Below are 6,307 nucleotides of genomic sequence, written 5' to 3' on the forward strand. Positions count from 1 at the left end.
CCCGAGGGGCCACGACCCGGACCACCGCCCCGGCGTCGAGGAAGGTCTCGGCGCGGCGGACCGACACGGGCCCCGCGCCCACCACGAGCACCTCCCGGGCGGACAGCCCCACGGTGAGAGGGAGGCCGTCCAGCGTGGGCGCCGCCGACCGCTCGACCGCAGGTCCCGCGTCGGCGAAGGCGATGGTCACAGGTGGATGCCGCACTCGGTCTTGGAGGAACCGGCCCAGCGACCTGAGCGCGGATCCGCTCCGGCTTCGACGCGGTGGGTGCACGGTTCACAGCCTATCGACGGGAAGCCGTCGTCGAGTAGGGGGTTGAGCAGGCACCCGTGCTCCTCCGCGTAGGCGTGCACGCGATCCAGGGTCCACGCCACGAGCGGGTTGATCTTGATCATCGAGTGCTTGGCGTCCCACTCCACGATCGCCGCGCCGGCGCGGTGGTCGGTGTCCACGCGGCGCAGGCCTGTGATCCACGCCTCGTAGCCGGACAGAGCCGCGTCGAGCGGCTCCACCTTGCGCAGGCGGCAGCACAGCTCCGGGTTCGTCTCGAACGGGCGCGGGCCGAGCGCGGCCTCGTGCTCCTCGCGGCTCGCGGGGCTGCGCACGTCCACCACGTTGAGCCCCGGTGTGGACGCGAGGGCGTCCCGGACCCCGATGGTCTCGGAGAAGTGGTACCCGGTGTCGAGGAAGAGCACGTCCACGCCCGGGGCGTACTGCGCGGTCATCTCCGGAACGACGGTGTTGGCCATCGAGCAGGCCACGGCCAGGGCGTCCCCGAAGGTCTCACCGGCCCACGCCAGGACCTCGGCGGGGTCGACCTCACCGTGGCGGCCGTAGAGTCCGCGGTCGTCGAAGCGACGGGCCGCGTCCTCGGCGATCGCCTTGAGCTCCTCGGTGGTCCGGCGCCGGCCGGGGCCGGGGGTCAGGACGGTGCTACGGGGCAGCAGATCGAGAGCGACTGCGGTCATACCAGGACCTCCTCCTCCACCCGGTGGGCCCACTCGGCGAAGGTCTCGCCGTCGGCACCGGTCTCCCTGTACTTGCGGATCACGCGCTCCACGTAGTCGGGCAGATCCGCGGAGGGCACGCGCAGGCCGCGGACCGTGCGGCCCAGGCCGCCCGACTCCTGGTCCTGGGAGGCCAGGCCACCACCGAGGTGGACCTGGAATCCCGGGGTGTCGCCGTCGAGCAGCTGGCCCTTGAGCCCGATGTCGGCGGTCTGGATGCGTGCACAGCTGTTGGGGCACCCGTTGAGGTGGATCGACAGCGGCGTACGCAGGGGCGCCTCGTCGGCGAACCGGCTCTCGAGCTCACCGATCAGCGCGGTGGCCGTGTCCTTGGTGTCGACGAAGGCGAGTTTGCAGAACTCGATGCCGGTGCACGCCATGGTGGAGCGGCGGAACGAGCTGGGCCGGGCGTGCAGGCCGATCTCCGCCAGGCCCTCGACCAGCTGCTCCACCTTCTCCGGCTCGACGTCCAGCACGAGCAGCTTCTGGTGCGGGGTGAAGCGGACCCGGTGGGAACCCGCGGCCTCGGCGAGGTCGGCGACCTGCGCCAGCTTCTCCCCGCCCACACGGCCGACGGTGGGAGCCGCGCCCACGTAGAAGCGGCCATCCTTCTGCTCGTGGACGCCCACGTGATCGCCCGAACCCACTCCACGTTCGGGGGCGGGGCCGTCCGGGAGTTCGCGCCCCAGGTACTCGTCCTGGAGGACCTGGCGGAACTTCTCGGCACCCCAGTCCTTGATGAGGAACTTGAGGCGGGCGCGGGTGCGCATGCGGCGATAACCGTAATCGCGGAAGATCCCCACCACGCCGGCCCACACCTCGGCCGCCTCCTCCTGACGGACGAACACGCCGACGCGGGTGGCGAGCTGCGGGTTGGTCGACAGTCCGCCCCCCACCCAGAGGTCGTATCCGGGGCCGAGTTCGGGATGCCGGACGCCGACCAACGAGATGTCGTTGATCTCGTGGACCACGTCCAGACTCGGGTGCCCGGTCATGGCGGACTTGAACTTGCGCGGGAGGTTGGAGAACTCCTCGGTACCGATGTACTTGGCCTTGATCTCCTCGATCACCGGGGTCGGGTCCAGGATCTCCGACTCGGCCACGCCGGCCACCGGGCTGCCGAGGATCACCCGGGGGCAGTCGCCGCAGGCCTCGACGGTGTCGATCCCCACGTCTTCGAGACGCCGCCAGATCTCCGGGACGTCCTCGATGGCGATCCAGTGGTACTGGATGTTCTGCCGGTCGGAGATGTCGGCGGTGCCGCGTGCGAAGTCGGTCGAGATGCCCGCGAGGACCCGCAACTGATCGGTGGTCACCGCTCCGCCGTCAGTCCGGACCCGCATCATGAAGTACTCGTCCTGCAGCTCGTCGGCCTCGAGCTTGGAGGTCCGGGAGCCGTCCAGACCCTGCTTGCGCTGGGTGTACAGGCCCCACCAGCGCATCCGGCCCGACAGATCGTCGGACGGGATGGAGGCGAAGCCCTCCTTGGAGTAGGTGTCGAGGATGCGCTGGCGGACGTTGAGCGCGTCGTCGGTGAGCTTGAACTCCTCGTTGTGGTTGAGGGTGAGCTTGCCGTCGATCTTCCACTGGCCCTGGGGCTTGGGGGCGCGAGCGGGTCGAGCGGGGCGGGAGGCGGTACCGGTCATGACGGCGAGGGTAGCCGCCGACAGACCGGTCTGTCTAATGCGCGCGGGCGACCCGCCCCTCGCGATCCACCCCTTGTCGACGGCCGCCTCCCGACGGGATCAGCCGCCCCCCACGAGGGGAGGCGGCTGAGAATCACCCCGTCGTGCGACCTGTCAGACCGGCGGCATGATGGTCGACCCCAGGTCCTCGGCGATCCCGAACACCGTCATCCAGAGAGCCTCCACGATGTGAACCGGGAGGAATGTCAGGGTGTCGACGAGCGTCGACCCTGTGTCGGTGGCCAGACTGCCCACGACGCCGACGGACGAACCGGCGAACTCCACGAGACTTCCCCACATGATGAACTCCTTCCAGAGCGGCCCTGGACAGCCCACCCGTTGGACTACATCTCGGTCGCCCTGATCTGATCATAGGACGATCCTCATAAAGTAGGAACCCCCCAGTGAGCGGGATGCGAATAGCCTGAGAAGGTTTACTCTGAGGGCGAGTTTGTGGAAACCACGGTCGATCGTCAGTAACGTGAACCACAAGTCCCGCCAGACAGTGGGGCGCCACCTCTCGAAAGGACACGCCAATGTTCTCTGATTTCTGGTACTCCCTCGCCAACGGCTCCGTCGACCTCGTCCCGAACGTCGGGTCCGCCGCGATCGACGGCCTTCTCCGGCTGCCCGCCTACATCCTCGACACCCTCGGCGGCGGCGCGCAGCTCTTCGGCTCCTGATCGACCCCGCTGATCGGCTCTCGAAGCCCAGCACGAGCGCCCCGGTGGTCCGCCACCGGGGCGCTCGTCATTTCGTGGGACCCGTCAGCACTCCGACGGCCATCACATCCCGCAGAACTCCATCCAGGCGGCGACCTCTCGCCGCGCCTGCTCCCGCCCGAGGACGTACGCCTCGGCGAGCCGGTCGACCCTGCGCTCGTAACTCCGGATCAGGACGCGTTCCGGGCGGAACACCACGGCGTCACCCGACTCCTCGAGGGCCTCGATCTCGTCGAGGGTCTCGTTGTAGAGCGCCCACCTGTGGAGGAGCGCCTCCCCCACGGCCGGAAAACGCCGGAAGTACGAGCGGTAGAACGGGGTGAGGCGCCGCGGCGGGATCTTCCGGTACCCGCTCGGCTGGGTCAGCACCACCAGGAACTTCTCGTATCCCGCCTCGCGCGCGGCGGACAGCGGGATCCCTCCGTCACGGCCCAGCGCCCCGTCGACGTAGTACTCGCCGTCGATCAGGACCGGCGGCATCCACACCGGCATCGTCGAGGACGACCTGACCATCCGCATGAGCTCTGACATGCTCGCGGCGTCCTCCTCGGTCCAGAAGACCGTCGCACCGTCCGAACACCGGAACGTCCCGATCCTCGCAGCCGTCCCGCTCTGGGAGAACGTGTCGAAGTCGTACGGCAGCACCTGGTCCGGGAGACCGGTCTGCTCGTAGATGTACTCCGCGTTGAACAATCCCTTTCCGCGGGCGAAGCTGCGCCAGTCGCCGAAGTTCGGATCGGCCGCCAGTTCGACGAAGCTCTTCCTCGCCCGGACCGGTTCACGGGAGAGATAGTTGGCCACATGGGTGGCGCCCGCGGAGATTCCCGCGGCCATTCCCCCGTGGATATCCGCGCCGATGAGGGTCTCCACCACCCCCGCCGTGTGCACCGCCCGCATTCCCCCGCCCTCGAACAGGACGGCGACATCCGGAGCGGTGGGCGATAAGTCGGTCACGACACCCAGGGTAAATCGCCCCGTCACTTCGATGATGATCGACTACCGTCTCCGAAGTGAGCGCAATCGCCGACTTCATCGCATCCGTCAACGATGTCTACTGGTACGCGGTCATCGCGCTCCTCGTCATCGCCGGCCTGTACTTCTCCTTCACGACCCTGATCGTGCAGATCCGGATGTTCCCGGAGATGTTCAGGACGATCGTCGAGAAGCCCTCGGACATCGAGCCGGACAAGAAGGGCATCTCCGCCTTCCGCGCCTTCACCGTCTCCGCCGCGTCCCGCGTGGGCACCGGGAACATCGCCGGTGTCGCCATCGCGATCACGGTCGGCGGACCCGGTGCGGTGTTCTGGATGTGGATGTTGGCGATCATCGGCGGCGCCACGGCGTTCATCGAGTCCACGCTCGCCCAGCTCTACAAGGTGCGGGGCAAGGACTCCTACATCGGTGGCCCCGCCTACTACATCCGTGACGGACTCGGGTGGAAGCCGGTGGCGGTCGCCTTCGCGGTGATCATCACCGTGACCTACGGTTTCGTCTTCAACGCAGTCCAGGCCAACTCCATCTCCGCGTCCGTGCGCAACCAGTTCGGTCTCGAGGGGCTCGGGCCGGGCCTGCTCATCGGCGTCGTGTTGGCCCTGGTGGTGGCCGCGGTGATCTTCGGCGGCATCCGGCGACTGTCGGCGGTCACGGAGATCGTGGTCCCGCTCATGGCGATCGCCTACATCGTCGTCGCCCTGGTGGTCGTGGCGATCAACATCACCGAGGTCCCGGAGATGATCTCGCTGATCGTCGGCCACGCCCTGGGCTTCCGCGAGGTCGCGGGCGCGGCGATCGGCGCGGCGATCATGCAGGGCATGCGGCGTGGCCTGTTCTCCAACGAGGCCGGCATGGGCTCGGTCCCCAACGCGGCCGCCACCGCATCCGTCTCCCACCCCGTCAAGCAGGGGCTGGTGCAGGCCCTCGGCGTCTACTTCGACACCCTCGTCGTCTGCTCGGCGACCGCGTTCATCATCCTTCTCGCCAACCCGGACTTCGGCGGCGACCGCGAGGGCATCACCCTCACCCAGGATTCGCTGGCCTCCCAGGTCGGCGACTGGGGAGTGCCCTTCCTGATGGTGGTCATCTTCTTCCTCGCCTTCTCCTCGATCCTCGGCAACTCGTACTACGGCGAGGCCAACATCCGCTTCCTCCGCGAGAGCCCCATGGCCCTGCGGGTCTTCCGCGTCCTGGTCGTCCTCGCCGTTCTCGGTGGCTGCCTGGGCTCGGTCGACCTCATCTGGAACCTTGCGGACCTGTTCATGGGCGTCATGGCGACGATCAACCTCATCGCGATCATCCCCCTCAGCGGGCTCGCGGTGGCGCTGTTGCAGCACTACCTGCGCCAGAAGGCCGAGGGCCACAACCCCGTGTTCCACCGGGACGAGCTGCCCCGGGCCCGGAACGTCACGTCGTGGGACGGTTCTGATCCGATGACGCTGCAGCACGTCGCCGACAAGGCGCGCGACGTCGAGCCGAAGGAGTGAGTCAGCCGGCGCGAGCCGGGCACTCCCCCGCATACGAGCGCTACGCCGTCCTGCCCAAGGCGCACCTGCACGTCCACCTCGAAGCCGCCATGCGCCCCGGGACGATGCGCGAGTGGTGCGCCGAGGACGGCGTGGAGGTCCAGCCGCTCATCGACTTCCCCGACTTCAGCGGCTTCCTCGACGCCTACGGAGTGCTCATCTCTCTGCTGCACACCCCGGAGCGGCTCGGCCGACTTCTCGACGAGGTGGTGGCCGACGCCGCCGCCCAGGGCGTCGTGGCGCTCGAGTTCGCCTCCATCCCGGACAAGTCGGCAGCCTTCGACTCAGCCGAGGAGGCCCTGGAGTTCATCCTGCCCGCCGCCTCGGCCGCCGGCCGGCGCCACGGGGTGTGGACCGGTGCCATCGTGAGCAT

Annotated in this window: 7 protein-coding genes and 1 pseudogene; 3 read left to right on the plus strand and 5 right to left on the minus strand. The window is 68.5% G+C overall.

Annotated features, from left to right (window positions below; translation table 11 throughout):
* From IY392_RS06910 to IY392_RS06925, 4 genes are all read right to left on the minus strand, one after another.
* A partial coding sequence (locus IY392_RS06910; protein WP_194860840.1) for an NAD(P)-dependent oxidoreductase occupies positions 1–190 on the minus strand: 190 nt, incomplete at its 3' end.
* A complete protein-coding gene (locus IY392_RS06915) occupies positions 187–969 on the minus strand; it encodes a phosphoadenylyl-sulfate reductase (protein WP_107755322.1) in 783 nt (260 codons plus the stop codon). The genes IY392_RS06910 and IY392_RS06915, both read right to left, overlap by 4 nt.
* Positions 966–2,654 carry a nitrite/sulfite reductase gene (locus tag IY392_RS06920; RefSeq protein ID WP_107755321.1) on the minus strand — a complete coding sequence of 563 codons (1,689 nt, stop codon included), beginning with the start codon at positions 2,652–2,654 and terminating at the stop codon, positions 966–968. Before IY392_RS06920 ends, IY392_RS06915 begins: the two co-directional genes overlap by 4 nt.
* Positions 2,655–2,807: 153 nt before the next feature.
* Positions 2,808–2,993, minus strand: a complete 186-nt coding sequence (locus tag IY392_RS06925; protein ID WP_107755320.1) for a hypothetical protein — start codon at positions 2,991–2,993, stop codon at positions 2,808–2,810.
* Between the two features lie 236 nt (positions 2,994–3,229).
* Between IY392_RS06925 and IY392_RS06930 the strand changes: the two genes are divergently transcribed.
* Positions 3,230–3,376: a hypothetical protein gene (locus tag IY392_RS06930; RefSeq protein WP_194860841.1), complete on the plus strand. Its 147-nt coding sequence runs from the start codon at positions 3,230–3,232 to the stop codon at positions 3,374–3,376.
* 102 nt (positions 3,377–3,478) lie between these two features.
* Here IY392_RS06930 and IY392_RS06935 read toward each other — a convergent pair whose 3' ends face one another.
* The gene (locus tag IY392_RS06935) at positions 3,479–4,369 is read right to left on the minus strand and encodes a DUF6363 domain-containing protein (protein ID WP_309234025.1); all 891 of its coding nucleotides are present in this window, start codon (positions 4,367–4,369) and stop codon (positions 3,479–3,481) included.
* Positions 4,370–4,425: 56 nt separating this feature from the next.
* Here IY392_RS06935 and IY392_RS06940 point away from each other — a divergent pair, with 56 nt between their 5' ends.
* The gene (locus IY392_RS06940; RefSeq protein ID WP_182611983.1) at positions 4,426–5,895 is read left to right on the plus strand and encodes a sodium:alanine symporter family protein; all 1,470 of its coding nucleotides are present in this window, start codon (positions 4,426–4,428) and stop codon (positions 5,893–5,895) included.
* Positions 5,892–6,307, plus strand: a pseudogene (locus IY392_RS06945) (adenosine deaminase); the annotation flags it as partial. The gene IY392_RS06940 and the pseudogene IY392_RS06945, both read left to right, overlap by 4 nt.

This window comes from Dietzia sp. SYD-A1, assembly GCF_015356725.1.
Taxonomy (GTDB): Bacteria; Actinomycetota; Actinomycetes; order Mycobacteriales; family Mycobacteriaceae; genus Dietzia.